The organism is Helicobacter pylori (assembly GCF_003636935.1).
Taxonomy (GTDB): Bacteria; Campylobacterota; Campylobacteria; order Campylobacterales; family Helicobacteraceae; genus Helicobacter; species Helicobacter pylori_CH.
This window is the reverse complement of the sequence record NZ_MVVH01000002.1, coordinates 114,978-139,154: the sequence shown is the minus strand read 5'-3', so window position 1 is coordinate 139,154 and position 24,177 is coordinate 114,978. Positions and strand designations below refer to the sequence as shown.

Sequence of the window (24,177 nt, the reverse complement as noted above, 5' to 3'; positions counted from 1 at the left end):
CGCTTCTTTAAGCCTATTCATTTTTATCGCTTTTTTTAAATCTTTTATTATAATCAAAAATCCACTTGGTTGGTTGTTTTTATCATAGAGTGTAATTTAAAATAAGGATCGTTTGATGTTAAACAAGTTTAAAAAAATCGTTGGCGTGGGCGTGTTAGTGGGTTGTTTAGGGGTTTTGCAAGCTAAAAATAGCCTCTTTGTCTTGCCTTATGAGCAAAGAGACGCTTTGAACGCTTTAGTTTCTGGCATTAGTAACGCCAGAGAGAGCGTGAAAATCGCTATTTATAGTTTCACGCACAGAGATATTGCAAGAGCGATTAAAAGCGTAGCGAGTAGGGGGATTAAGGTGCAAATCATTTATGATTATGAAAGCAACCACAATAACAAGCAATCCACTATTGGCTATTTAGACAAATACCCTAACACTAAAGTGTGTTTATTGAAAGGGCTTAAGGCTAAAAACGGGAATTATTACGGCATCATGCACCAAAAAGTAGCGATCATTGATGATAAGATCGTGTTTTTAGGCTCAGCGAATTGGAGCAAAAACGCTTTTGAAAACAATTATGAAGTGCTTTTAAAAACCGATGACACAGAAACGATCCTCAAAGCCAAGAGCTATTATCAAAAGATGTTAGGGAGTTGCGTTGGGTTTTAAGCTTTTAAGCAGAAATCCCAATCGTTTTTAGCGTTTGGGTGCTTCACAAGCCCTTTAGAAGTGGTAATTATACCCCACATAAAAGGCAAAGACCCTACGCATTTGAACCTTGAGCGCGTCAGTGGTGTAGTATTTGTTATTAATGGTGGGGAATTTAAAGCCGATTTCAAATTCATGCTCATCTATAAATAAAGCCTTGAGGCCAAAGTTAAAAAGGAATTGAAAAGAAGTGTTATCAACCGCACTGCTGTTAGTGATGCCTAACAATTCCTGCCCTTTATTGCCAATATACCAGCTATTTCCCGCAATCGCAATCCCCCCAAAAACGCCAATATCCACGCTAATATCATCTTGATAGAAACTCCCTTGGAAGAAATTCCACACCGCATCCACGCCCACGCCATAAGTGATCATGTTATTGCCGCCATAATAGCCTTTAGGGTATCTCATGCCATAGCCTTGCCAGTCTAAAAAAGCAAAATAGCGCAAGCCCAAGATTTTATCCGGATGGAAAAAGTGGTTATAACCCATGACTAATCCAATCCCATTCGATCCCATGTTGGTGAGTTTTTTAACGCTATTGACGCTAGTCATTACATTGGTATAACCGGTTTGATAGTTAGTAACTTCCCTAACTTCATGGATATTAGTCATTAAATTGATAGAACCTGTTTGGTAATTGACTCCCATATACAAATTTTTTGTCCAAGAAGGCGCTGCGCTTTCTTCTTTAGCTACTAAGGCGTGTGTCAGTAAGCTTGCGCCAACTAACATTTTTAACAAGGTTCTCAATTTTATCTCCTGCAAGTAAGTTTCATCATAAAGATCTAAATTTTACAACAACTTGCTCAAAATTAAGCATTTATTCTTTATAAGAGAGTATAATTCAAGGTTCAAAATAACTCAAAAGTAAGGCTAGTGGATGAAAAAAGCGCTTTATTTAGGGGCTGTTGCGTTTAGCGTTGCATTCAGCATGGCATCAGCCAATGAGCCAAAAATTGATTTTAACCCTCCCAATTATGTAGAAGAAACCCCCTCTAAAGAATTTATCCCTGAATTGAACAAGTTGGGGAGTTTGTTTGGGCAAGGCGAACGCCCTTTATTTGCGGACAGGAGAGCGATGAAGCCTAACGATTTGATCACAATCATTGTTTCTGAAAAAGCGAGCGCGAATTATTCCAGCTCTAAAGATTATAAAAGCGCTTCAGGGGGTAATTCCACGCCCCCAAGACTCACTTATAACGGGCTAGATGAAAGAAAGAAACAAGAAGCGGAGTATTTAGACGATAAGAATAATTACAATTTCACCAAATCCAGCAATAACACGAATTTTAAAGGCGGTGGTTCGCAAAAAAAGAGCGAAGATTTAGAGATCGTGTTGAGCGCTCGAATCATTAAGGTGCTAGAAAACGGGAATTATTTCATCTATGGGAATAAGGAAGTGCTAGTGGATGGGGAAAAGCAAATCCTTAAGGTGAGTGGGGTGATCCGCCCTTATGATATTGAAAGGAATAACACCATCCAATCCAAGTTTTTAGCCGACGCTAAGATTGAATACACGAATTTAGGGCATTTGAGCGATTCCAATAAAAAGAAATTCGCTGCTGATGCGATGGAAACCCAAATGCCTTATTGAAAAGAGCAAAGCCTAGCATGAGAGCGATCGCTGTTGTTTTAGCCAGAAGTTCTAGTAAAAGGATCAAGAATAAAAATATTATTGATTTTTTCAATAAACCCATGCTCGCTTACCCGATTGAAGCGGCACTAAATTCCAAGCTCTTTGAAAAGGTGTTTATCTCTAGCGACAGCATGGAGTATGTTCATATAGCTAAAAATTATGGGGCGAGTTTTTTGAATTTACGCCCTAAAGTTTTAGCAGATGACAGAGCCACGACTTTAGAGGTGATGGCCTATCACATGAAAGAATTAGAGCTAAAAGATAATGATATTGCGTGTTGCTTGTATGGCACCTCAGCGCTTTTACAAGAAAAGCATTTAAAAAACGCTTTTGAAACTTTAAACAAAAATCAAAATACGGATTATGTTTTCACATGCTCTCCCTTTAGCGCTTCGCCCTATCGTTCTTTTAGCCTTGAAAACGGCGTTCAAATGGCTTTTAAAGAGCATTCAAACACGCGCACGCAAGATTTAAAAACGCTCTATCATGACGCAGGGTTGCTTTATATGGGGAAGGCTCAAGCCTTCAAAGAAATGCGGCCTATTTTTAGTCCAAATTCTATCGCTTTAGAATTATCGCCCTTAGAAGTCCAAGATATTGACACTTTAGAAGATTTAGAATTAGCCAAGCTCAAATACAGCCGTTTGAAAAACGCATGCCAGTAAAAATTTTGTGCGATGCGTTTTTAACAAGCGGTTTGGGGCATGTGAGGCGTGGTGAAAAAATCCTTTCTTATATAGAAAAATTAGGGGTTAAAGCGGATCTTTATTTACACAAGCAAAATAATATAAGCGCTTTTTTAGAGGGCGTTGGCAATGATGATTTTTTGATTGCAGACAGCTATTGTTTAAATTCAAAGGATTTTTACCTTTTAAAAGAAAAAGCCAAAAGCCTAATGGTGATAGAAGATACAGAGCATGTTAAGGGGTTTTACCCTAAAAACACCAAGATCATGAATTCCACGCTGAACGCTTTAAAACACTACCATTATTTATCAAAAGATTATCAGTATTATTTGGGGGTGGAATTTTACCCTGTTGATATTCGTTTTATTTATGAGCGCCCTATCAATACAGAAAATAAAGAAGTGTTGATCACTCTAGGGGGGAGCGAGCAAAAAATACTCAAAGAGATAGTCAAAATTTTAGAAAATAAGAATGTGAATTTGCATATCATTTCACCTTATATCCCTAAAAATCCTCTAAAAAACACGCATTATTACAACCCTTTAAACCCTTTGGAGTTCAGTTCTTTGATGAAATCTTGCGCTTGCGCTATTAGCGCTGCTGGCCAAACCCTCTATGAATTAGCCCTTTCTCAAACGCCCTCGCTCATTATCCCCATTGCACCTAATCAAATCCTTCAAAGCCAAGAATTTGAAAACTTGGGCATCTTTAAACAAACGAGTTTAAAAACTTTAGCTAAAGATTTTGAAAAATTACAAGAGCAAAAAAACCAAGTATGGGCAAAAAACCTGGCCTTTGGGAGTGAGCTAGAGGGCGCATTAAGGGAGTTTTTAGAAATTTGAAAAAAAATTATTCTTATGGAAATATCCAAGCGATTGATTTTACCCATTTAAACGATGAAGAAAAGCTGTTGGTTTTAGAGTTTCGTAACCACCCAAACACTGCCTTATGGATGTATAGCGCTAATATTTCTTTAAAAACGCATTTGCAATTCATAGAAGATTTAAAAAACTCGCCCAACCACCGCTATTTTTTGTTTAAAGAAGAGGGCGTTTATTTAGGGGTTGGCTCTATCACTAAAATCAATTTTTTTCATAAGCATGGGTATTTGGGGATTTATAAAAACCCTTTTTTGAAAAATGGGGGAGAGATTATTTTAAAAGCTTTAGAATGCATCGCTTTTGAAGAGTTCCAATTAAATTCTTTGCACTTAGAAGTGATGGAAAACAATTTCAAAGCGATCGCTTTTTATGAAAAAAACCATTATGAGTTAGAGGGGCGTTTGAAAGGCTTTGTTTCTAAAAATAAGGAGTTTATAGATGTTCTTTTGTATTATAAGGATAAGAAAGGATATAACGATCAATCTCTTCTAAAACCTTAGGGCAAATTTCTAGTTTTAAATCCAATACGCTTAAAGGCAAGTCGCAATCTTGTAATTTGACGAGATCTTTTGGAGTAACCAATAAGGAAGTAGCGTTATTGTTGTGAAACTCTTTTTCCAAAAGCTTCAAATCAAAAGGGGCATGGTCTCTAAAATACAATTTTTTAACCACTTCTTTGGGTAAAAACGCATCAAGCCTGCTAGGATTAGCGATAGCCGTTACTAAAAGCATGCGCTTGGTGGGGCGGGCGATAGAGGTGATTCTTTGATAATCCTTATCTTCGGTAATGACTAAATGGGCTTCTTCATAGCTTTTGATGCTTTCTCTATACAACCCGCTAGGCAAACAAAAAGGGTAGTAGGGGGGGACTTTAGGCTTTAAAAGCAAATTGAATTGGTTGAAATTAAACCTAAAACCATCGTCTAAAAACACGATTTTTGCCCCTAATTCAAGGGCTTTTAAAACGCCTAACTCTCTTTTTTCGCTCACAATCACGCTCGCTTGTTTTAAATTTAAGGCTAAAAGATAGGCTTCATCGCCCGCTGTTTGTTGAGAAACTAAAATGTTTCCTTTAACGCTCACCACCACTAAGCCTTTAGAATTTCGTTGGTACCCCCTAGAAACAATAGCCACTTCTTGGTATCTTGGAGCGATCTCTAAAATAAAGGGCGTTTTACCGCTCCCCCCAGCGATCAAGTTGCCTATGCTGATAAGGGGGATTTTAAAATCATGTTTTTTCGCCATTTTTCTTTTTAAGGTGGCGATGCCTTGATAGATTAAAGAAAAAGGATAGAGCGCAAAAATCAACCCCTTTTGCAAAAGAGTGGGATTATAAAAATAGCGTTCTAAAAAGGGCTTATCGCTTTTCATTTAGGGTTAAATCGTTTGGCGATAGTGGGTAATTCCAATTTAAAAGCGTTTTTTTGGATACGGCTTGTGATGTTTTTCACTAAAATTTCATCATAGCCTAATTGAGTGAGCGTTTCTAAATGGATGGGCTTTGTTTGAAACAACGCTTCAATATCCTTCAATAAAGGATCGATCACGCTATAAGGATAGCCTAAATCTTTTTCATCGCTTTGCCCTACAAATAAATCCGCGCTAGGGGGCTTGTTTAAAATCCTTTTAGGGATATTCAAATAATAAGCGAGTTCATAAACTTCGGTTTTAAATAATTCCCCAATCGGGTTAATCGCGCACGCCAAATCCCCAAATAAAGTGCCATAGCCCAACATTCTTTCGCTTTTATTGCTCGTGCCAATGACTAAAGAATCGCTTTTTAAAGCATAGTCGTATAAAAAAGCCATGCGCAATCTTGCGCAAAAATTCCCCTTTCTAGTAAGGCTTGCGTCTTTAAAATGAGAGCCAAAGATGGCATCATAGGGAGCGATAGAATATTCTGTATAAGGGATAGAAAAGGTTTCGCACAAATTTAAAGCGTCTGTTTTACTTTCTGGCATAGAGACTGAAGAGGGCATTAAAAGGGCATGGGCGTTTTCTTTAAAAACTTTTTGGCACAGCACCCCAACGACCGCACTATCTAGCCCCCCACTCAGCCCGTAAATGACTTTTTTAAAGCCGCGTTTGTGAACTTCTTTTTCTAAAAAATCGCATAAATAAACGATGAGTTTTTGGTAATCTTTTTGCATGCTTTAAATTATAATAGAAAAAACGCATCGTTTAAGTGAAAAATTAGCTTTTCTTGCTATAATTCTCGTTTCACTTCTTTAAAAGTGCTCGTAGCTCAGCTGAATAGAGCAACAGGTTGCGGTCCTGTAGGTCGGGGGTTTGAATCCCTCCGAGCACACCATTTCTTAATATTCTGCATGTTTTTAAACATTATCGCTCCCATTATGGTAAAATAAATACTTGCTTAAACACGCTAGGAGATTTAATTTTGGCATTACCCGTTTATTATGATAAAGACATTGATTTAGGCGTTATCCAATCCTTACAAGTGGGCGTTATTGGCTATGGCGCGCAAGGAGAAGCCCAAGCGCTCAATTTGAGGGACTCTAAAGTGAAGGTGCGTATTGGCTTGTATCAAGGGAGTTTGAGCGTTTCAAAAGCAAAAAAAGAGGGCTTTGAGGTGCTAGAAGTCAAAGAATTAGTCCAACAATCTGATGTGATCATAGCACTTCTTCCGGACGAATTGCATAAGGAAGTGTTAGAAAAAGAAGTGATCCCTTTTTTAAAAGAAGGCCAAATTGTGGGCTTTGCTCATGGTTTTAGCGTGCATTTCAATCAGGTTATTCTTCCAAAAGGCGTGGGCGTGATCCTAGTTGCGCCAAAAGGGCCAGGGAGCGCTTTAAGAGAAGAATACCTTAAAAATAAGGGCTTATACCATCTGATCGCCATAGAGCAAGAAAGTTCAAAAAATAACGCTAAAGCGGTGGCTTTAAGCTACGCTAAAGCGATGGGCGGAGGGAGAATGGGGGTTTTAGAAACGAGCTTTAAAGAAGAATGCGAGAGCGATTTATTCGGCGAGCAAGCGGTCTTGTGTGGGGGGTTAGAAGCGGTTGTGAGAATGGGATTTGAAACTTTAATTAAAGCAGGATACCCTGAAGAATTAGCCTATTTTGAATGCGTGCATGAAGTGAAATTAGTGGCGGATTTATTGCATTATAAGGGGGTAGAGGGCTTAAGGAAACACATTTCTAACACCGCTGAATTTGGGGCGATTAAAGCTAGAGAGCCTATGGCAAATCTGTTGGAAAAACGCATGCAAAAAATCTTAAAAAAGATCCAAAACGGTGCATTCGCTAAGGATTTTTTACTAGAAAAGAGCTTGAATTACCCCAGGTTAAACACAGAGAGGAAAGCCCTTAAAGAGACTAAAATAGAAAAAATTGGGGAAATTTTACGCGCCCCATTCAACCATAAAAAATAAATCATCAAAATAAAAGGAATCATATGGCAATAGTAGTTACTATCACTTCAGGTAAGGGGGGCGTGGGTAAAAGCACCACCACGGCTAATTTAGCGATTGGCTTGGCTGAGAGCGGTAAAAAGGTCGTAGCGGTTGATTTTGACATAGGCCTTAGGAACTTGGATATGATTTTAGGGTTAGAAAATCGCATTGTTTATGATGTGGTGGATGTGATGGAAAAAAATTGCAACCTTTCGCAGGCTTTAATCACGGATAAAAAGACGAAAAACCTTTCTTTTTTAGCGGCTTCACAAAGCAAGGATAAAAATGTTTTAGATAAGGAAAAAGTAGCGATTTTAATCAACGCTTTAAGGGCGGATTTTGATTATATTTTGATTGATTCACCGGCTGGGATTGAAAGCGGTTTTGAGCATGCGATTTTGCATGCGGACATGGCGTTAGTGGTGGTAACGCCCGAAGTGAGTTCCTTAAGGGATAGCGACAGAGTGATTGGCATTATTGACGCGAAGTCTAATCGGGCTAAAAGGGGCGAAGAAGTGCATAAGCATTTGATAATCAATCGCTTAAAACCTGAGTTAGTGGCAAATGGCGAGATGATTTCTATAGAAGAAGTGCTTAAGATTTTATGCTTGCCTTTAATTGGGATCATTCCTGAAGACAGCCATATCATTTCAGCGACCAATAAGGGCGAGCCGGTGATTCGCACGGACTGCGAGAGCGCGAAGGCTTACCAACGCATCACCAGACGGATTTTAGGCGAAGAAGTGGAATACGTGGAATTTAAGGCTAAAAGAAACTTTTTTAGCGCGTTAAAAGGGATATTTTCATGAGTTTGTTTGATTTTTTCAAAAACAAAGGGAGCGCGGCTACTGCAACCGATAGATTAAAATTGATTCTAGCCAAAGAGCGCACCTTAAATTTACCCTACATGGAAGAAATGCGTAAAGAAATCATTGCCGTTATTCAAAAATACACTAAATCTTCAGACATCCATTTCAAAACCCTTGACAGCAACCAGAGCGTGGAAACGATTGAAGTAGAAATTATACTGCCTAAATAGTTTAAAATGAAAAGCCATTTCCAATACAGCGCACTAGAAAATATCCCTAAAGCCTTTGACATTCTCAAAGACCCCCCTAAACAGCTCTATTGTGTGGGTGATACCAAGCTTTTGAGAGCTCCTTTAAAAGTGGCTATCATCGGCACAAGAAGACCCACCCCTTATAGCAAGCAACACACCATCACTCTAGCCAGAGAGCTTGCTAAAAATGGCGCGGTTGTTGTGAGCGGGGGAGCGTTAGGCGTGGATATTATCGCTCAAGAAAACGCCTTACCAAAAACCATCATGCTTTCGCCTTGCAGTTTGGATTTGATCTATCCTACGAACAACCATAAAGTGATCCAAGAAATCGCGCAAAACGGCTTGATTTTAAGCGAATATGAAAAGGATTTCATGCCCATTAAAGGCTCTTTTTTAGCGAGAAACCGCCTGGTGATCGCTTTAAGCGATGCGGTGATTATCCCCCAAGCGGATTTAAAAAGCGGCTCTATGAGCAGCGCGAGATTAGCCCAAAAATACCAAAAACCCTTGTTTGTTTTACCCCAACGCCTGAATGAAAGCGATGGCACTAATGAACTTTTAGAAAAAGGGCAGGCTCAAGGGATATTTAATATTCAAAATTTTATAAACACCCTTTTAAAAGACTACCATTTAAAAGAAATGCCTGAAATGAAAGATGAATTTTTAGAATATTGTGCGAAAAACCCGAGCTATGAAGAAGCGTATCTCAAATTTGGGGATAAGCTTTTAGAATACGAGCTGTTGGGTAAGATCAAGCGCATCAATCATCTCGTGGTGTTAGCATGATTTTAGCATGCGATGTGGGGCTAAAACGCATTGGCATCGCTGCACTTTTAAACGGCGTTGTCTTGCCCTTAGAAGCGATTTTACGCCACAACAGGAATCAGGCCTCTAGGGATTTGAGCGATTTATTGAGGGAAAAAAACATTCAGGTGCTGGTGGTGGGCAAGCCTAATGAAAGCTATGCGGATACGAACGCGCGCATTGAGCATTTTATCAAACTTTTGGATTTTAAGGGCGAAATCGTTTTTATTAATGAAGACAGATCCAGCATAGAAGCCTATGAAAATTTAGAGCATTTGGGTAAGAAAAACAAGCGGCTCGCTATCAAAGACGGCCGGCTAGATTCTTTGAGTGCTTGCAGGATCTTAGAGCGCTATTATCAGCAGGTTTTAAAAAATCATTAGATTTGATTGCAATTTGATTATAATAAAGTCTGAATTTTTTAATAAAAGGGAGAGCGTCATGCTAAGTTTCAAAAAAGCGATTTTTAGGGTTTTGTGCTTGTGTTGTGTGTTGATTGGGGGGGGGGTTAATGGCAGAGCCAAACCCTAAAGAGCTTTTTGATTTGGGCGTAAAGAGTATTGAAGCGAAAGATTACATTCAAGCTAAAAAATATTTTGAAAAAGCATGCGAGTTAAAAGATGGTGGGGGGTGTTTTAATTTAGGGAGACTATATTATTATGGAGAAGGAGTGGAAAAAGACTTTAAAAAAGCTTTTGCTCTGTTTGAAAAAGCTTGCGATTTGAATAATAGTGGGGGGTGTGGTACTTTAGGGATGCTGTATGAATTTGGTCAAGGAGTGGAAAAAAACTTAACAAAAGCCGCTTACTTTTACTCTAAAGCATGCAAACTAGGATTTCAAAAGACATGCGAGATACTCAAAGAAAAATAAGGGATAAGAGCATCGCCAAAACGCCCCCTATTCTTTATGAGAAAATATTTTACTAGAGAGTTTTAATCTTTTTTTGGTATTCTTTTAGGGGTCATTAGTCTTAAAAACTCTTTAAAAACGGATAACCATGAAAATTATGCATCAAGTCAAGGATTTTTTAGATTTTTGCAAACAAACGATCCACAAAAATTCTAATGAAGCGCTTCAAAAAACCAAGCGAGCGCTTTTTAAAGAAAAATCTCAAAAAATTAGGGAACAAGCGGTTAAAATCGTAGAAAAACGCTTGATAAAAGAAAACATGCAACTAAGCGATTTTAGTGAAGAAGAATTAAAAATCATGTTTGAAGCGGAAGAAAAAAGGTTGTTAGAGCAAATCCACGCTAAAGAATTGAAAGAAAAACAAGAAAAAACCACCAAGCATTTTAAAGAAGTTTGGGAAAAGGGCGAAAATGAGCAAGAAAAATAGCGTAATTTCTGGTTTAATGAATTTTTTTAGCGAAAAGAATGAACGCTGGTTGTTAGCCCACAGGCACACGAGAGGGTTTGTGATAGTGGCGTGGCTTTTTAGGTTTAAAAGCATTGCGTTTTCTATTTTGATCACTTTGTTGGTTATTTTAGTGGATATTTGGGTTTATAGCGATGTGCGCCAGTTTTTATTGGACACTTCTAGCTCTTTTATTTGGCTTTTGATCGCTTTATTGATCAAGTGGGGCGTGATTGTCATAAGCACGCGTAAATGCTACCAATTCAGCCAAAAAATGTTTGCGCTCATTCAAAGAAAAAGGCAAATCAGAGAGAATTTAAAAAACCGCTCCAACTACAAAGACACTAAAAATGCGGGAAAACTCTCTAGCATCGCCGAAGAAATCATTTCAAAAAAACAAGAAGAATCCCGCCACAAAGAAGATTCTAATAGCGAAAACCATAAAGACAAGCTTTCTAACATTACTGAAGAAATGATTCTCAAAAAACAAGAGGAATTGAAAGCCAGAAAGGATAAGGGGGATTAAAAAAGCATATAAAAAACCTTAATCAAAAAAAACCCCCCAATAAAAATAATCAAAAAATAATCAAAAAAAGCAATCAGGGGATAATCAATAAAGGGGATCAATCTTTTAAAAAAGGCATGAAGCGTTCGGGCATGGGGGAAGCGATTTTATAGATCGCCCCTTTAAATTCAAACTCTAAACTAGCGGCATGGAGCATGAGTAATGGGGCGTTATTTTCACGCTTTAATTGAAGGTATTCTCTAGCGTTTTCATCTGCCACCCCATAAAGCCCCTCGCCCACAATCCTATGATTTATACTGCTTAAATGCAAGCGGATCTGGTGCGTGCGCCCGGTGAGCGGGGTTATTTTGAGTAGGCTCATATCCAAAAAAGGATTATAGTTTAAAGGCTCAACAAGGGTAATTGAAGGCTTGCCTAAAGGAGAAATTTGAGATCGAATGCACAAATCTTTTTGAATGTTTGTGGGCGTTAGAATGGGTTTGTCTATTTTCATGCTTTTTTCAACCAACCCATGCACGAGTGCCAAATAAGTTTTTTCCACTTTTTTTTGCATGAAAAGCGCTTTTAAATCCTTAACGCTTTGTAAGGTCTTGCCCGCCAAAACTAACCCGCTCGTTTCATAGTCTAGCCTGTGGGCTGGGTGGGCGTTTTTGCCCAAATGTGATTGGATACAATCTAATAAGCTTTCATGGTAAAAATAGCCTTTAGGGTGGGTATAGACTTGAGCGGGTTTGTCAAACACGCCAAAATCTTTCGTTTCAAAAACAAGCGCTTGAGTTTTTTCATTGGGCTTGAAATGAATCAAGCGAACGGCCCCTTGAATGATTTGAGATTTACGCACGGCTTGTTGGTTTTGTTTCAGGCGTTGTTTGTCAAGGTGGCGTTGGGCTTCTTTTAAAGAGCATTTTAAAACGTCGCGCACCAAAAACAAGGCTTTGGTGGGTTTTAAAATTTCAAATTCTTCTTCAACAAAAGGCACTACAACAAACTTTTAACAAACATTTTAGGCTCATTAGAACACTCATCTAATTCCACGCTAAAAAGCACGCTCACCTTTTCGCCCGCTTTCACAAACCGCTCAGCGTTAAAATAAATCGCCTCTTTGACGCATTCTTTATCCTTAAAACGCAAAACCTGATGGCTTTCTTTAATGATTTTTTCTTCTATGACTTCTAAATTTTTTGCTTGGAATAAAGGCTCAGGGTTTTCTTGCCCATAAGGTTCGCCCATCTCTATAATCTCTAAAAGCTCTCTGTCAATGTCTTTTAATTTGAGCGTTAAAGGGGGTTCTGTTTCACAAAAAGGCAAGACTTTAAAATCAAAATTTTCTAAAGTTTCAAAGAGCGAGACGATATTGTTTTTTCCAACGCTCAACCCGCACGCTTGCCTATGCCCTCCATAGCCGAGCAGTAAAGAAGAAACCCCATTCAAAGCGTCAATCAAGTCAATATTTGGAGAGCTACGCCCACTCCCTTTATACACCCCTTCTTTAAAAGTGAAAACCAGGCTTGGCTTTTGGGTGGCTTCCACTAACTTTGAAGCCACGATCCCAAGCACGCCCTCATGCCAATCATCCTTAAAAGCGATGATGATTTTTTCTCCAACCATCGCATGTTTAAAGGCTTCTTCAAAAACCTGCTGTTGGATCATTTTACGCTTCAAATTGCATGCTTTCAAGCGTTCATACAAAGAATAACCATCTTGAAAATTATTCGCACTTAAAAAATCTAAAGCCATTTTAGCGTCTTGCATGCGCCCTGCGGAGTTGATTAAAGGGGCGATATTAAAAGAAATGTCGCTCGCTTTTAAAGAGCGTTTTCTAAAAACTTCTTTTTGGCGCAAAAACCCCATCGCCCCTAAGGATTCTTTTTGCAAAAAATACAAGGCTTTAGAAACTAAAAAGCGGTTGAAAAAAGTCAAAGGCATCATATCAGCGATAGTCGCCACGCCCGCTAAGCATAACAACTCACTAGAATGGCTTTTTTCTTTTCCTAAAAGCTTGTGGATACCATAGCACAAATAAAACGCTACCAACGCCCCACACACTTCCTTTTGGATAAAATCACAATCTGGTTGCTTGGGGTTGATCACCGCATAAGCGTCTGGGACTTCATCATTATTTAAGCAATGGTGATCGGTGATGATAAGGGTGTAGTTTTTTTCTTTGCAAAATTGAGCGGCTTCAAAGGCGCTAATCCCGTTATCCACCGTGATGATTAAAGGGGCGTGGTGTTTTTCTAAAAATTTTTTAGAAATCCCATAGCCATCCATGAAGCGATTAGGGATTGCAATGCGGACATGCTTGTAGTTCAGGCTTTCAAAAAATTTTGCCATGATAGTAGAGCTAATCACGCCGTCAGCGTCATAATCGCCCACTACTAAAATCTCCGTGTTTGTGCGCATCGCTTCTATAATCTTGAGCGCGGCTTTTTTCAAGTCTTTGAATAAAAAGGGGCTAGGAAACCCTTTTTCATTATAAGCGATAGAAGCCATGCGCTCTTTGATTTGAGCTTTAAGCTTTTGTTTCATTTGTTAGATTAGGATTTATAAAGAGCGCTCTTAATGAAATCCAAAATAATAGGGTTAGGGCTTTGCAACCTAGAGGTGAATTCCGGGTGGAATTGCACCCCCACAAAGAACGGGTGATCTTCTAATTCAATCGCTTCAATCAAATGATTCGCTCCAAAACCCACCACTTTCAAGCCCTTATTTTCCCACTCTTGGCGGTATTTGGGGTTGATTTCATAACGATGGCGGTGTCTTTCTTTAACGCTAGGCTTTTTATAAGCTTTTTCTAACAAACTATTAGGCATGATTTCGCATTCGTATTCGCCTAATCGCATGGTGCCACCCAATGGCGAATTATAGGTGCGCACCTGTTTTTGGTGGTTTTGATCGATAAAATCTTCAATCAAATACACCACAGGGTATTCGCAGCGTTGGTTAAACTCCGTAGAGTTAGCCCCTTTCAAGCCTAAAACATTGCGGCAAAACTCCACGATCGCTAATTGCATGCCCAAACAAATCCCTAAAAAGGGGAGTTTTTCTAGCCTTGCTCTTTGAATGGCGCAAATTTTACCCTCAATCCCCCTTTCTCCAAAGCCTCCCGGCACTAAAATCGCATCAACGCCCTCTAAATCCGTCTTTTCATTAAAATTCTCGCTATCCAGCCATTCAATATTGACTTGCGTATCCAGATGTGCACCCGCATGGATTAAGGCTTCAATCAAGGATTTATAAGATTCTTTTAAGCTTAAATACTTGCCTACAAAACCAATTTTGACCTTGTGTTTAGGAGCGATAATCTTTTCTACTAGAGTGTTCCAAGCCGCCATTTTGGGGTGTAGTTTATTCAAATTAAAGCGTCTGGCAATGGGGGTCAAAATGCCTTCTTGCAAGAAAAGAATGGGGCATGCGTAAATGCTTTTAGTGTCTGTGGCGACAATCACGCTGTCTTGCTCCACATCGCAACTCAAAGCGATCTTTTTTTTCAATTCTTTATCCAAAGGCTTAGGCGATCGCGCCAAAATGATTTGAGGGGTTACGCCAAGGCGCCTTAATTCCTGGACGGAGTGTTGCGTGGGTTTGGTTTTTAATTCGTTAGTGGTTTGGATATAAGGGATCAAGGTTACATGCACATTGATGACTTTCTCATTCCCTAATTCCAATTTAAGCTGGCGGATCGCTTCTAAATAAAACATGCCCTCCATATCGCCCACGGTTCCGCCCACTTCCACGATTAAAAAATCCAACCCCTTAGCCGCGCTTTTAATGCGCCTTTTGATTTCATCGGTTACATGGGGGACGATTTGAATGGTTTTGCCTAAATATTCCCCTTTCCTTTCATTTTCTATCACGCTTGAAAAAATCTGCCCGGTAGTGAAATTGTTCAACCTGGTTAAATTCCTGTTCAAAAAGCGTTCATAATGCCCTATGTCTAAATCCGTTTCAGCGCCATCGCTAGTTACAAACACTTCCCCATGCTCTAAAGGGCTCATGGTGCCTGGATCAATATTGATATAAGGGTCAATCTTCAAAATAGAAACCTGGTAATTGCAATGCTGTAAAAGCGTAGCGATTGAAGAAGATGAAATCCCTTTCCCTAGAGAGCTTAACACGCCCCCTGTAACGAATATAAATTTGGCTCTATCCATTATGTCGTGTTCCTTTGATTTTTACTCCTCGCATTGTAGTCTAAAAAGGGTTAAAAAGCTTTAAAAGAGGGCAAAAATTAAAGCGATTTCAAAAAAAAAAAAAAACAATTTCAGTTTCTTATTAGCTAGGTTTGATTAAAATGAAAAGCTTTTATGTGTTTAAACTTCATTGTCTTAAAACTTTTAAGAGCAATTTTAAAGTTCGTCGGCGTATAATATCAAGTTTGAATGAACTGACTAAAAGGGTTTTAAATAATGGCTGAAAATTCTTTCAAAAATGTTTCTACACAACCCAAAGCATTTTTCTTATTACCAGTTAAAACCCTGTTTCTTTTAGGAGGCGTTTTTAGCGCGCTTTTTATTATGATTGCTGGTTTAGTCCTTTTTGGTTACACCAACTCAATGGATAACGCCATTTTTAGCTTGATGCGTTCAAATTCTTCTAACCCTATTTTAGATCAAACGCTCCAACGCATTGTTTTTTTAGGCTCTTCTCAATTCGTGTTGCCTTTGAGCTTGTTAGTGGGGGTGTTTTTAAGCCTTTATCGCAGAAACTTAGCGCTTGGGGTGTGGTTTGTGCTAAGCGTGATCCTGTTTGAAGCCCTTTTAGAATCTTTAAAACACCTTTTTGCATATTCTATTCAGTGGCTTTCGCACAACGCTAATTTCCCTAGCGCTACTGCGCTCTCTTTGACGCTATTTTATGGGTTGCTTGTTTTATTGATACCCCATTTCATCGCTCATAAAACGCTCCAAAATATTCTTGTTTATGGCTTATTTGGTTTGATTCTTTTAATAAGCTTAGCGCTGATTGTTTTAGGGGTGTCTTTTAGCAGTGTTTTAGGAGGGTTTTGTTTAGGGGTGTTAGGGGCTTGTTTTTCCATAGGGATTTATTTGAGCGTGTTTCAAAAGATCTAAGCGAACGGCTTAAAAGAATGAAAATTTTATCAAGGTTTTAAGATTGGATTTAAAGGTATTGTTGCAACGGATTGTTGATTTTTTCATCAAACTCAATAAAAAACAAAAAATCGCTCTGATTGCAGCGGGGGTTTTAATCACGGCTTTGCTCGTGTTTTTATTGCTCTATCCCTTTAAAGAAAAAGACTACGCGCAAGGGGGTTATGGGGTTTTATTTGAAGGATTAGACTCTAGCGATAACGCTTTAATCTTACAGCACCTCCAGCAAAACCAAATCCCTTATAAAGTCTCCAAAGACGACACCATTCTTATCCCTAGAGATAAAGTGTATGAAGAAAGGATCACTCTGGCTTCTCAAGGGATCCCTAAAACGAGTAAAGTGGGCTTTGAAATCTTTGACACTAAAGACTTTGGGGCGACTGATTTTGATCAAAATATCAAACTCATTCGCGCCATTGAGGGCGAATTGTCGCGCACGATTGAAAGCTTAAACCCCATTCTTAAAGCCAATGTGCATATTGCAATCCCTAAAGACAGCGTGTTTGTGGCTAAAGAAGTCCCTCCTAGCGCATCAGTGATGCTCAAACTCAAGCCTGACATGAAGCTTTCACCCACTCAAATTTTAGGGATTAAAAATTTAATCGCTGCAGCTGTGCCTAAACTCACGATAGAAAATGTGAAAATCGTGAATGAAAACGGCGAATCAATAGGCGAGGGCGATATACTAGAAAACTCCAAAGAATTGGCCCTAGAGCAATTGCACTACAAACAAAATTTTGAAAATATTTTAGAAAACAAGATTGTCAATATCTTAGCCCCTATTGTGGGGGGTAAAAACAAGGTGGTCGCAAGGGTCAATGCGGAGTTTGATTTCAGCCAAAAGAAAAGCACCAAAGAGACTTTTGATCCCAATAATGTCGTAAGGAGCGAGCAAAATTTAGAAGAGAAAAAAGAAGGCGCTCCTAAAAAACAAGTTGGCGGTGTGCCTGGGGTTGTGAGCAATATTGGGCCTGTGCAAGGATTGAAAGACAATAAAGAGCCAGAAAAATACGAAAAGTCTCAAAACACGACCAATTATGAAGTGGGTAAAACCATTAGCGAGATTAAGGGCGAGTTTGGCACTTTAGTGCGTTTGAATGCGGCGGTTGTGGTGGATGGCAGGTATAAAATTGCGCTTAAAGACGGGGCAAACGCTTTAGAATACGAGCCTTTGAGCGATGAAGCGCTTAAAAAAATCAACGCTCTAGTGAAACAAGCCATTGGCTACAATCAAAATAGAGGCGATGATGTGGCGGTGAGTAATTTTGAGTTTAACCCTATAGCGCCCATGCTTGATAACGCTACTTTGAGCGAAAAAATCATGCACAAAACTCAAAAAATCTTAGGCTCATTCACGCCTTTAATCAAGTATGTTTTAGTGTTTATAGTGTTGTTCATTTTCTATAAAAAAGTGATCGTGCCTTTCAGCGAGCGCATGCTAGAAGTGGTGCCTGATGAAGATAAGGAAGTGAAATCCATGTTTGAAGAAATGGATGAAGAAGAAGATGAATTGAACAAACTGGGCGATTTGAGGAAAAAAATAGAAGATCAATTAGGGCTTAATGCAACCTTTAGCGAAGAAGAAGTAAGATACGAAATTATCTTAGAAAAAATTAGAGGGACCCTTAAAGAGCGCCCTGATGAAATCGCCACGCTCTTTAAACTCCTAATCAAAGATGAAATCTCTTCAGACAGCGCGAAAGGTTAAAAAAGGTTAAAAATGGCAACCAAGCTTACCCCCAAACAAAAGGCTCAATTAGACGAACTCTCCATGAGTGAAAAAATCGCTATTTTACTCATTCAAGTGGGCGAAGACACCACAGGCGAGATTTTAAGGCATTTAGACATTGACTCCATTACAGAGATTTCTAAGCAAATCGTGCAATTAAACGGCACGGACAAGCAAATCGGCGCAGCGGTTTTAGAGGAATTTTTTGCGATTTTCCAGTCTAACCAATACATCAATACCGGCGGTTTGGAATACGCTAGAGAGCTTTTAACCAGGACTTTAGGGAGCGAAGAAGCCAGAAAAGTGATGGACAAACTCACTAAAAGTTTGCAAACGCAAAAAAACTTCGCTTATTTAGGCAAAATCAAGCCCCAACAACTCGCTGATTTCATCATTAATGAACACCCTCAAACCATTGCCTTGATTTTAGCCCACATGGAAGCCCCTAATGCGGCTGAGACTTTGAGTTATTTTCCTGATGAAATGAAAGCCGAGATTTCTATTAGAATGGCGAATTTAGGCGAAATATCGCCCCAAGTGGTTAAAAGGGTTTCCACGGTTCTAGAAAACAAACTAGAATCGCTCACCAGTTATAAAATTGAAGTGGGTGGCTTGAGAGCGGTGGCTGAAATCTTTAACCGCTTGGGCCAAAAGAGCGCTAAAACCACGCTCGCTCGCATTGAAAGCGTGGATAACAAGCTCGCCGGTGCGATTAAAGAAATGATGTTCACTTTTGAAGACATAGCCAAACTAGACAATTTCGCTATCAGAGAGATTTTGAAAGTAGCGGATAAAAAAGACTTGTCTTTGGCGCTAAAAACTTCTACTCAAGATTTAACCGATAAATTCTTAAACAACATGAGCAGTAGGGCTGCAGAGCAGTTTGTAGAAGAAATGCAGTATTTAGGAGCGGTCAAAATCAAAGATGTGGATGTGGCTCAAAGAAAGATCATTGAAATCGTGCAGAGCTTGCAAGAAAAAGGCGTGATCCAAACCGGTGAAGAGGAAGACGTCATTGAATAGCCGTAAAAACTTGATCCAAAAAGACCATTTGAATAAGCATGACATCCAAAAATACGAATTTAAAAGCATGGCGAATTTACCCCCTAAAATTAATCCTAATGGCGCGTCTTTAGAAACGCCTAACCACCCAGAAGAGCCTTTGGAAAAAAAAGCGATAGAAAACGATTTGATTGATTGCTTATTGAAAAAAACCGATGAGCTTTCAAGCCATTTAGTGAAATTGCAAATGCAATTTGAAAAAGCCCAAGAAGAGAGCAAAGCTTTGATTGAAAACGCTAAAAACGACGGCTATAAAATCGGCTTTAAAGAGGGCGAAGAAAAAATGCGTAACGAGCTCACCCACAGCGTGAATGAAGAAAAAAACCAGCTTTTGCATGCGATCACGGCTTTAGATGAAAAAATGAAAAAATCAGAAGATCATTTAATGGCTTTAGAAAAGGAATTGAGCGCGATTGCGATAGATATAGCTAAAGAAGTGATCCTTAAAGAAGTGGAAGACAATAGCCAAAAAGTGGCTCTCGCTTTGGCTGAAGAGCTTTTAAAAAACGTTTTAGACGCAACGGATGTTCATTTAAAAGTCAATCCCTTGGATTACCCTTATTTGAACGAGCGTTTGCAAAACGCTTCCAAAATCAAATTGGAGAGCAATGAGGCTATTTCTAAAGGAGGCGTTATGATCACTAGCTCTAACGGGAGTCTTGATGGGAATTTGATGGAGCGCTTTAAAACGCTCAAAAAAAGCGTGTTGGAAAATTTTAAGGTGTGATTTTGCAAAATAAAACTTTTGATTTAAACCCTAATGATATTGCAGGCTTGGAGTTGGTGTGCCAAACGCTACGGAATCGTATTTTAGAAGTGGTGAGCGCTAATGGGGGGCATTTAAGTTCTTCTTTAGGGGCTGTGGAGCTGATTGTGGGCATGCATGCCCTATTTGATTGCCAAAAAAACCCTTTTATTTTTGACACTTCGCACCAAGCTTACGCTCACAAGCTTTTAACCGGGCGCTTTGAAAGCTTTAGCACTCTAAGGCAATTTAAAGGTTTGAGCGGCTTTACTAAACCCAGCGAGAGCGCATACGATTATTTCATTGCCGGTCATAGCTCCACTTCGGTGTCTATAGGCGTGGGGGTGGCGAAAGCCTTTCGTTTGAAACAAGCGCTAGGCATGCCTATCGCTTTATTAGGCGATGGGAGCATTAGCGCAGGGATTTTTTATGAAGCCTTAAACGAACTGGGCGATAGGAAATACCCCATGATCATGATTTTGAACGATAATGAAATGAGTATCAGCACGCCTATTGGCGCTTTATCCAAAGCCCTTAGCCAGCTGATGAAAGGCCCGTTTTATCAGTCTTTCCGCTCTAAAGTGAAAAAAATCTTAAACACCTTACCTGAAAGCGTGAATTACTTAGCGAGTCGTTTTGAAGAATCTTTTAAGCTCATCACCCCGGGCGTGTTTTTTGAAGAATTGGGCATTAATTATATAGGGCCTATTAACGGGCATGATTTGAGCGCGATTATTGAAACCTTAAAATTAGCCAAAGAGCTTAAAGAGCCGGTGCTCATCCATGCGCAAACCTTAAAGGGCAAAGGCTATAAAATCGCTGAAGGGCGCTATGAAAAATGGCATGGGGTGGGGCCTTTTGATTTGGATACCGGCTTGTCTAAAAAATCCAAAAGCGCGACTTTATCGCCCACTGAAGCGTATTCTAACACCCTTTTAGAATTAGCCAAGAAAGATGAAAAAATCGTAGGCGTAACCGCTGCGATGCCTAGCGGCACAGGATTAGACAAGCTCATTGACGCTTACCCTTTGCGCTTTTTTGATGTCGCTATCGCTGAACAACACGCTTTAACTTCTAGCAGCGCTATGGCTAAAGAGGGGTTTAAACCTTTTGTGAGTATCTATTCTACTTTTTTGCAAAGGGCTTATGATTCCATTGTGCATGACGCTTGCATTTCCAGTTTGCCGATTAAATTAGCCATTGACAGGGCCGGGATTGTGGGCGAAGATGGCGAGACGCACCAAGGGCTTTTAGACGTGTCGTATTTGCGCTCTATCCCTAACATGGTCATTTTTGCCCCACGAGACAATGAGACTTTAAAAAACGCCGTGCATTTTGCTAATGAATACCATTCAAGCCCTTGCGCGTTCCGCTACCCTAGGGGGTCGTTTGCACTAAAAGAGGGGGTTTTTGAGCCTAGCGGTTTTGTTTTAGGGCAAAGCGAATTGTTGAAAAAAGAGGGCGAAATTTTACTCATTGGCTATGGTAATGGCGTGGGGCGGGCGCATTTGGTCCAACTGGCTTTAAAAGAAAAAAACATAGAATGCGCTCTTTTGGATCTCAGGTTTTTAAAGCCCTTAGATCAAAATTTAAGCGCGATCATTGCCCCTTATCAAAAACTCTATGTTTTTAGCGATAATTACAAGCTTGGGGGGGTGGCTAGCGCGATTTTAGAGTTTTTGAGCGAACAAAATATTTTAAAGCCTGTTAAAAGCTTTGAAATCATGGATGAATTTATCATGCATGGGAACACCGCTTTAGTGGAAAAATCCTTAGGCTTAGACACAGAGAGTTTGACTGACGCTATTTTAAAAGATTTAGGACAAGAGAGATGAAAGAAAAGACGCCTACACCAATGAAGAATATCCGCAATTTTTCCATTATCGCTCACATTGACCATGGTAAAAGCACTTTAGCGGATTGCTTAATCGCTGAATGCAACGCTATCAGTAACAGAGAAATGAAAAGCCAGGTGATGGACACGATGGATATTGAAAAAGAAAGGGGCATTACGATTAAGGCTCAAAGCGTGCGTTTGAATTACACTTTTAAGGGGGAGGATTACGTTTTAAACCTCATTGACACCCCAGGGCATGTGGATTTTAGCTATGAAGTGTCTCGCTCTTTGTGTTCATGCGAAGGGGCGTTATTGGTGGTGGATGCCACTCAAGGCGTGGAAGCGCAAACCATTGCAAACACTTATATCGCTTTAGATAACAATTTAGAGATTTTACCGGTGATCAATAAAATTGATTTGCCGAATGCGAATGTTTTAGAAGTCAAACAGGATATAGAAGACACGATAGGGATTGATTGCTCTAGCGCTAATGAAGTGAGCGCTAAAGCTAAGCTTGGCATTAAAGATTTGTTAGAAAAAATCATTACCACCATTCCTGCCCCTAGCGGTGATCCTAACGCTGCTTTAAAAGCGCTCATTTATGATTCATGGTTTGACAATTATTTAGGGGCGTTAGCGCTAGTGCGTATCATGGATGGGAGCATCAACACAGAGCAAGAAATTTTAGTGATGGGAACAGATAAAAGACATGGCGTTTTAGGGCTATATTACCCTAACCCTTTGAAAAAAATCCCCACCAAAAGTTTAGAATGCGGTGAGATTGGCATTGTGAGTTTAGGGCTAAAGAGCGTTACTGATATTGCGGTGGGCGATACGCTCACAGATGCTAAAAACCCTACCCCTAAACCCATTGAAGGCTTTATGCCGGCTAAACCCTTTGTGTTTGCGGGGCTTTACCCTATAGAAACGGACCGGTTTGAAGATTTAAGAGAGGCGTTATTGAAACTCCAGCTTAACGATTGCGCTTTAAATTTTGAGCCTGAAAGCTCGGTAGCGCTTGGCTTTGGCTTTAGGGTGGGCTTTTTAGGGTTGTTGCACATGGAAGTGATCAAAGAAAGGCTGGAAAGGGAATTTGGCCTTAACTTAATCGCTACCGCTCCCACGGTGGTGTATGAAGTGCATTTAACGGATAATAGCATCAAATACGTTCAAAACCCTAGCGAATTGCCCCCTGAAAACCATATCGCTTGCATCAAAGAGCCTTTTGTGAGAGCGACAATCATCACGCCGAGTGAATTTTTGGGCAATTTAATGCAGTTATTGAACAATAAAAGAGGCATTCAAGAAAAAATGGAATATTTGAACCAGTCTCGTGTCATGCTCACTTATTCCTTGCCGAGCAATGAAATTGTGATGGATTTTTATGACAAACTCAAATCTTGCACGAAAGGGTATGCGAGCTTTGATTATGAGCCTATAGAAAACAGAGAGGCTCATTTGGTGAAGTTAGATGTGAGGGTGGCAGGCGATGTGGTGGATGCGCTTTCTATCATTATAGATAAAAACAAGGCGTATGAAAAGGGGCGCGCTTTAGTGGAAACGATGAAAGAGCTTATCCCAAGACAGCTTTTTGAAGTCGCTATCCAAGCGAGCGTGGGGAATAAAATCATCGCCAGAGAGACGATCAAATCTGTCGGTAAGAATGTAACGGCTAAGTGCTATGGGGGCGATATTACACGAAAAAGAAAACTCTTAGAAAAGCAAAAAGAAGGTAAGAAACGCATGAAAGCTATCGGTAAGGTGGAGCTTCCCCAAGAAGCGTTTTTAGCGATATTAAAGATTGATTAGGGCGTTTAGCTTCTATGGCAAAACATAAGAACTATGAAATTTTAAATCTCATAGGCTATGCTTTAGCAAAATTTGATAATGATTTTATTAAAGAATTTGGTTTTTCTACTAAAAACGCCTTTTTTGAATATTGCGTCCAAATCGGCTTGGCTGACACGATTGGTGTTATCAAAAATCGCATGGATTTATTTGATTATTTTTTTCCTAACAAACGCAAAGGTTGGTGGCAAAAAGGCGATGCATATATCCATAGAAAATTATGGATTGATAGCTTGTTTAAAGATGAAGATGCTAAAGGTTTTAGCCATATTGTGAAATTGTTTTTGCAAGAACAATACGGAATCAAAGATTTAGGCATTACCCCTAACGCTTACCTTAAAACCCGCTATAAAAGCATGCAAGAAACGGGTTTAGAAGCCGAATTGTATTTTTTAAACCACTATAAAAACATCAAAATATTCTCTTGTGGGCATTTAAAAGACATGCGTCTTTTTGGCGATGGGTATGACTTCTATATTCAAACCAACAAGCAGGCGTTTTTAGTGGAAGTTAAGGGGATTAGAGAAAAGCAAGGGGCATTGAGATTGACCCAAAAAGAATACGATCAAGCGCAAGCGTATAGCCATGATTATGTGCTTGTAGTGGTATTGAATTTGAGTGAAAAACCCTATCTTTTATCTATCGCTAACCCCTTAAAGCATTTAGAATTTAAGGCATGCGAGAGGAAGCAAAAAAGTATTTTAGAATACCACTTAATAGGGCAAATAAAATAAAATAACTATATTAAAGGTGGGGTTCATTTAATCTAATTAGTAGTAATGGTT

At 39.5% G+C, this 24,177-nt stretch carries 26 protein-coding genes and 1 tRNA gene; 21 read left to right on the top strand and 6 right to left on the bottom strand.

The genetic code is table 11. The features are described 5' to 3' along the window. Positions 1 to 115: 115 nt before the first annotated feature. Positions 116 to 658: a phospholipase D-like domain-containing protein gene (locus EAL87_RS02245; RefSeq protein WP_000932487.1), complete on the top strand. Its 543-nt coding sequence runs from the start codon at positions 116 to 118 to the stop codon at positions 656 to 658. A gap of 54 nt (positions 659 to 712) precedes the next feature. Here EAL87_RS02245 and EAL87_RS02240 read toward each other — a convergent pair whose 3' ends face one another. Next, positions 713 to 1,450 carry an outer membrane protein gene (locus EAL87_RS02240; protein WP_162972536.1) on the bottom strand — a complete coding sequence of 246 codons (738 nt, stop codon included), beginning with the start codon at positions 1,448 to 1,450 and terminating at the stop codon, positions 713 to 715. Between the two features lie 130 nt (positions 1,451 to 1,580). Here EAL87_RS02240 and flgH point away from each other — a divergent pair, with 130 nt between their 5' ends. The 4 genes from flgH to pseH are packed head-to-tail and all read left to right on the top strand — an operon-like array spanning position 1,581 to position 4,403. Next, positions 1,581 to 2,294, top strand: a complete 714-nt coding sequence (gene flgH, locus EAL87_RS02235; RefSeq protein WP_000709990.1) for a flagellar basal body L-ring protein FlgH — start codon at positions 1,581 to 1,583, stop codon at positions 2,292 to 2,294. Between the two features lie 17 nt (positions 2,295 to 2,311). Then, positions 2,312 to 3,001, top strand: coding sequence for a pseudaminic acid cytidylyltransferase (pseF, locus tag EAL87_RS02230; RefSeq protein WP_120912798.1), 690 nt, complete (start codon positions 2,312 to 2,314; stop codon positions 2,999 to 3,001). After that, entirely contained in the window at positions 2,992 to 3,864 is an 873-nt protein-coding gene (locus tag EAL87_RS02225; RefSeq protein ID WP_240444222.1) for a CMP-N-acetylneuraminic acid synthetase, read from the top strand. Before pseF ends, EAL87_RS02225 begins: the two co-directional genes overlap by 10 nt. After that, a complete protein-coding gene (gene pseH / locus EAL87_RS02220) occupies positions 3,861 to 4,403 on the top strand; it encodes a UDP-4-amino-4,6-dideoxy-N-acetyl-beta-L-altrosamine N-acetyltransferase (protein ID WP_120912796.1) in 543 nt (180 codons plus the stop codon). The genes EAL87_RS02225 and pseH overlap by 4 nt, the downstream gene beginning before the upstream one ends. Here pseH and EAL87_RS02215 read toward each other — a convergent pair. Then, the gene (locus EAL87_RS02215; RefSeq protein ID WP_120912795.1) at positions 4,336 to 5,274 is read right to left on the bottom strand and encodes a tetraacyldisaccharide 4'-kinase; all 939 of its coding nucleotides are present in this window, start codon (positions 5,272 to 5,274) and stop codon (positions 4,336 to 4,338) included. The two genes, pseH and EAL87_RS02215, sit on opposite strands and share 68 nt — an antisense overlap. Beyond that, complete coding sequence (locus EAL87_RS02210; protein ID WP_120912794.1) at positions 5,271 to 6,053, bottom strand: NAD+ synthase; 783 nt, start codon at positions 6,051 to 6,053, stop codon at positions 5,271 to 5,273. Before EAL87_RS02210 ends, EAL87_RS02215 begins: the two co-directional genes overlap by 4 nt. 84 nt (positions 6,054 to 6,137) lie before the next feature. Between EAL87_RS02210 and EAL87_RS02205 the strand changes: the two genes are divergently transcribed. The 9 genes from EAL87_RS02205 (at position 6,138) to EAL87_RS02165 (ending at position 11,060) form a co-directional block, all read left to right on the top strand. After that, a tRNA-Arg gene (locus tag EAL87_RS02205) sits at positions 6,138 to 6,214 on the top strand. A gap of 87 nt (positions 6,215 to 6,301) precedes the next feature. After that, positions 6,302 to 7,294, top strand: a complete 993-nt coding sequence (gene ilvC / locus EAL87_RS02200) for a ketol-acid reductoisomerase (RefSeq protein ID WP_120912793.1) — start codon at positions 6,302 to 6,304, stop codon at positions 7,292 to 7,294. Between the two features lie 23 nt (positions 7,295 to 7,317). Then, positions 7,318 to 8,124 (top strand): septum site-determining protein MinD, encoded by an 807-nt coding sequence (gene minD / locus EAL87_RS02195; protein ID WP_120912792.1) that lies wholly within the window; start codon positions 7,318 to 7,320, stop codon positions 8,122 to 8,124. Next, on the top strand, positions 8,121 to 8,354 hold the full coding sequence (gene minE / locus EAL87_RS02190; protein WP_000051414.1) for a cell division topological specificity factor MinE: 234 nt from the start codon (positions 8,121 to 8,123) through the stop codon (positions 8,352 to 8,354). The genes minD and minE overlap by 4 nt, the downstream gene beginning before the upstream one ends. Before the next feature lie 6 nt (positions 8,355 to 8,360). Next, positions 8,361 to 9,161: a DNA-processing protein DprA gene (gene dprA, locus EAL87_RS02185; RefSeq protein WP_120912791.1), complete on the top strand. Its 801-nt coding sequence runs from the start codon at positions 8,361 to 8,363 to the stop codon at positions 9,159 to 9,161. Beyond that, a complete protein-coding gene (gene ruvX, locus EAL87_RS02180) occupies positions 9,158 to 9,562 on the top strand; it encodes a Holliday junction resolvase RuvX (protein ID WP_120912790.1) in 405 nt (134 codons plus the stop codon). The genes dprA and ruvX overlap by 4 nt, the downstream gene beginning before the upstream one ends. A 128-nt stretch (positions 9,563 to 9,690) precedes the next feature. Further along, positions 9,691 to 10,050 (top strand): tetratricopeptide repeat protein, encoded by a 360-nt coding sequence (locus EAL87_RS02175; RefSeq protein ID WP_120912789.1) that lies wholly within the window; start codon positions 9,691 to 9,693, stop codon positions 10,048 to 10,050. 127 nt (positions 10,051 to 10,177) lie between these two features. Beyond that, positions 10,178 to 10,516 (top strand): hypothetical protein, encoded by a 339-nt coding sequence (locus tag EAL87_RS02170; RefSeq protein ID WP_120912788.1) that lies wholly within the window; start codon positions 10,178 to 10,180, stop codon positions 10,514 to 10,516. After that, complete coding sequence (locus EAL87_RS02165) at positions 10,500 to 11,060, top strand: hypothetical protein (RefSeq protein WP_120912787.1); 561 nt, start codon at positions 10,500 to 10,502, stop codon at positions 11,058 to 11,060. Before EAL87_RS02170 ends, EAL87_RS02165 begins: the two co-directional genes overlap by 17 nt. A gap of 97 nt (positions 11,061 to 11,157) precedes the next feature. On the opposite strand, the gene EAL87_RS02160 is transcribed toward EAL87_RS02165, so the two are convergent. From EAL87_RS02160 to pyrG, 3 genes are read right to left on the bottom strand one after another with little or no spacing between them, the layout of a single operon-like run. Then, positions 11,158 to 12,039, bottom strand: coding sequence for an RluA family pseudouridine synthase (locus EAL87_RS02160; protein WP_120912786.1), 882 nt, complete (start codon positions 12,037 to 12,039; stop codon positions 11,158 to 11,160). Next, positions 12,039 to 13,589, bottom strand: a complete 1,551-nt coding sequence (recJ, locus tag EAL87_RS02155) for a single-stranded-DNA-specific exonuclease RecJ (RefSeq protein ID WP_120912785.1) — start codon at positions 13,587 to 13,589, stop codon at positions 12,039 to 12,041. The genes EAL87_RS02160 and recJ overlap by 1 nt, the downstream gene beginning before the upstream one ends. 8 nt (positions 13,590 to 13,597) lie before the next feature. Beyond that, positions 13,598 to 15,214 (bottom strand): glutamine hydrolyzing CTP synthase, encoded by a 1,617-nt coding sequence (pyrG, locus tag EAL87_RS02150; protein ID WP_120912784.1) that lies wholly within the window; start codon positions 15,212 to 15,214, stop codon positions 13,598 to 13,600. A gap of 255 nt (positions 15,215 to 15,469) precedes the next feature. Between pyrG and EAL87_RS02145 the strand changes: the two genes are divergently transcribed. Genes EAL87_RS02145 through EAL87_RS02115 form a run of 7 tightly spaced genes read left to right on the top strand, consistent with a single transcriptional unit; the run spans position 15,470 to position 24,126 of the window. Continuing rightward, the gene (locus EAL87_RS02145; RefSeq protein ID WP_120912783.1) at positions 15,470 to 16,132 is read left to right on the top strand and encodes a phosphatase PAP2 family protein; all 663 of its coding nucleotides are present in this window, start codon (positions 15,470 to 15,472) and stop codon (positions 16,130 to 16,132) included. A gap of 43 nt (positions 16,133 to 16,175) precedes the next feature. Beyond that, entirely contained in the window at positions 16,176 to 17,879 is a 1,704-nt protein-coding gene (gene fliF / locus EAL87_RS02140; RefSeq protein ID WP_120912782.1) for a flagellar basal-body MS-ring/collar protein FliF, read from the top strand. Positions 17,880 to 17,891: 12 nt separating this feature from the next. Beyond that, positions 17,892 to 18,923: a flagellar motor switch protein FliG gene (gene fliG / locus EAL87_RS02135; RefSeq protein WP_000201859.1), complete on the top strand. Its 1,032-nt coding sequence runs from the start codon at positions 17,892 to 17,894 to the stop codon at positions 18,921 to 18,923. Continuing rightward, complete coding sequence (gene fliH / locus EAL87_RS02130) at positions 18,916 to 19,689, top strand: flagellar assembly protein FliH (protein WP_162972550.1); 774 nt, start codon at positions 18,916 to 18,918, stop codon at positions 19,687 to 19,689. The genes fliG and fliH overlap by 8 nt, the downstream gene beginning before the upstream one ends. 2 nt (positions 19,690 to 19,691) lie before the next feature. After that, positions 19,692 to 21,542, top strand: a complete 1,851-nt coding sequence (dxs, locus tag EAL87_RS02125) for a 1-deoxy-D-xylulose-5-phosphate synthase (protein WP_162972534.1) — start codon at positions 19,692 to 19,694, stop codon at positions 21,540 to 21,542. Between the two features lie 20 nt (positions 21,543 to 21,562). Next, on the top strand, positions 21,563 to 23,353 hold the full coding sequence (gene lepA, locus EAL87_RS02120; RefSeq protein WP_120912877.1) for a translation elongation factor 4: 1,791 nt from the start codon (positions 21,563 to 21,565) through the stop codon (positions 23,351 to 23,353). Between the two features lie 14 nt (positions 23,354 to 23,367). Further along, on the top strand, positions 23,368 to 24,126 hold the full coding sequence (locus EAL87_RS02115; RefSeq protein ID WP_120912779.1) for a protein NO VEIN domain-containing protein: 759 nt from the start codon (positions 23,368 to 23,370) through the stop codon (positions 24,124 to 24,126). The last annotated feature ends 51 nt before the right edge of the window (positions 24,127 to 24,177 follow it).

What these genes read in the sequence shown, in the direction of transcription:
- EAL87_RS02245 (WP_000932487.1), top strand. Translation starts at nt 116, where the DNA reads ATGTTAAACAAGTTTAAAAAAATCGTTGGCGTGGGCGTGTTAGTGGGT.
- flgH (WP_000709990.1), top strand. Translation starts at nt 1,581, where the DNA reads ATGAAAAAAGCGCTTTATTTAGGGGCTGTTGCGTTTAGCGTTGCATTC.
- pseF (WP_120912798.1), top strand. Translation starts at nt 2,312, where the DNA reads ATGAGAGCGATCGCTGTTGTTTTAGCCAGAAGTTCTAGTAAAAGGATC.
- EAL87_RS02225 (WP_240444222.1), top strand. Translation starts at nt 2,992, where the DNA reads ATGCCAGTAAAAATTTTGTGCGATGCGTTTTTAACAAGCGGTTTGGGG.
- EAL87_RS02215 (WP_120912795.1), bottom strand. Translation starts at nt 5,274, where the DNA reads ATGAAAAGCGATAAGCCCTTTTTAGAACGCTATTTTTATAATCCCACT.
- EAL87_RS02210 (WP_120912794.1), bottom strand. Translation starts at nt 6,053, where the DNA reads ATGCAAAAAGATTACCAAAAACTCATCGTTTATTTATGCGATTTTTTA.
- minD (WP_120912792.1), top strand. Translation starts at nt 7,318, where the DNA reads ATGGCAATAGTAGTTACTATCACTTCAGGTAAGGGGGGCGTGGGTAAA.
- minE (WP_000051414.1), top strand. Translation starts at nt 8,121, where the DNA reads ATGAGTTTGTTTGATTTTTTCAAAAACAAAGGGAGCGCGGCTACTGCA.
- dprA (WP_120912791.1), top strand. Translation starts at nt 8,361, where the DNA reads ATGAAAAGCCATTTCCAATACAGCGCACTAGAAAATATCCCTAAAGCC.
- ruvX (WP_120912790.1), top strand. Translation starts at nt 9,158, where the DNA reads ATGATTTTAGCATGCGATGTGGGGCTAAAACGCATTGGCATCGCTGCA.
- EAL87_RS02175 (WP_120912789.1), top strand. Translation starts at nt 9,691, where the DNA reads ATGGCAGAGCCAAACCCTAAAGAGCTTTTTGATTTGGGCGTAAAGAGT.
- EAL87_RS02170 (WP_120912788.1), top strand. Translation starts at nt 10,178, where the DNA reads ATGAAAATTATGCATCAAGTCAAGGATTTTTTAGATTTTTGCAAACAA.
- EAL87_RS02165 (WP_120912787.1), top strand. Translation starts at nt 10,500, where the DNA reads ATGAGCAAGAAAAATAGCGTAATTTCTGGTTTAATGAATTTTTTTAGC.
- recJ (WP_120912785.1), bottom strand. Translation starts at nt 13,589, where the DNA reads ATGAAACAAAAGCTTAAAGCTCAAATCAAAGAGCGCATGGCTTCTATC.
- pyrG (WP_120912784.1), bottom strand. Translation starts at nt 15,214, where the DNA reads ATGGATAGAGCCAAATTTATATTCGTTACAGGGGGCGTGTTAAGCTCT.
- EAL87_RS02145 (WP_120912783.1), top strand. Translation starts at nt 15,470, where the DNA reads ATGGCTGAAAATTCTTTCAAAAATGTTTCTACACAACCCAAAGCATTT.
- fliG (WP_000201859.1), top strand. Translation starts at nt 17,892, where the DNA reads ATGGCAACCAAGCTTACCCCCAAACAAAAGGCTCAATTAGACGAACTC.
- lepA (WP_120912877.1), top strand. Translation starts at nt 21,563, where the DNA reads ATGAAGAATATCCGCAATTTTTCCATTATCGCTCACATTGACCATGGT.
- EAL87_RS02115 (WP_120912779.1), top strand. Translation starts at nt 23,368, where the DNA reads ATGGCAAAACATAAGAACTATGAAATTTTAAATCTCATAGGCTATGCT.